This is a genomic window from Treponema sp. R80B11-R83G3, from assembly GCF_054786115.1.
In genome coordinates, this window is the sequence record NZ_BDHF01000349.1 from 1 (window position 1) to 777 (window position 777).

Annotated in this window: 1 protein-coding gene; it reads right to left on the reverse strand. The window is 45.8% G+C overall.

Features of this window, described 5'->3' with window-relative positions; genetic code table 11:
- Window positions 1-710: ATP-dependent sacrificial sulfur transferase LarE (larE, locus tag ACYVRH_RS13780; protein WP_461257458.1), on the reverse strand; the 710-nt coding region annotated here is incomplete at its 3' end.
- Between the last annotated feature and the right edge of the window lie 67 nt (window positions 711-777).

Consider the following 777-nt stretch of genomic DNA (forward strand, 5'->3'; position numbering starts at 1 on the left):
CTATCGGTCAATATCAAAAAACCGTCCTCATCGGTTTCGATACGGGCAAGGTTGCCGTGATGACGCACCCTTACCTGTCTTAATCCCATGTCCAGCAGAAGCTGTTCGGCCTTGTCTATCATTCCCAATTTTTCAGGCGTGATAGATTCGCCGTAAGGAAAGCGTGAGGAAAGGCAGGCGAAGGACTGCTTGTTCCATGTCGGCAACCCCATATTTTTTGAAAGAAAGCGTATTTCTTCTTTTGTAAGTTGCGCATAACGCAGGGGGCTTTTTACGCCCTGTTCCGCGACCGCCGTCAGTCCCGGACGGTAATCGCCGTTGTCATCAAGGTTGGAGCCTTCGGCGACATTCTCTATGCCATATTCGCGGGCAACCGCCCATATTTTAGTAAACAATTCGTTTTTGCACAAATAACAGCGGTTCACCGGATTTTGCGCGAAGCCTTCAATGTTAAGTTCTTCGGAATCACAGATTATGTGACGGATATTTTCACTCTCGCAGAAGGAGACCGCCTCTTTTAATTCGCGCTCCGGGAAAGAACAGGAACGGGCGGTAACGGCGATAACTTTGTCTCCTAAAACATCATGCGCCGTTTTTAGCAAAAAGGTTGAGTCAACGCCGCCAGAAAACGCTATTGCTACGCTTCCAAGTTCGCGAAAATACTGTTTTAACTTTTCGTGTTTCTGAAAAACACGGGACGGTTCTTCCATTGTTTTTCCTTAACGCTCCTGTTAAATGTTGTTTGCTTTTATAGCATATTATTTTATGTAACTTTAT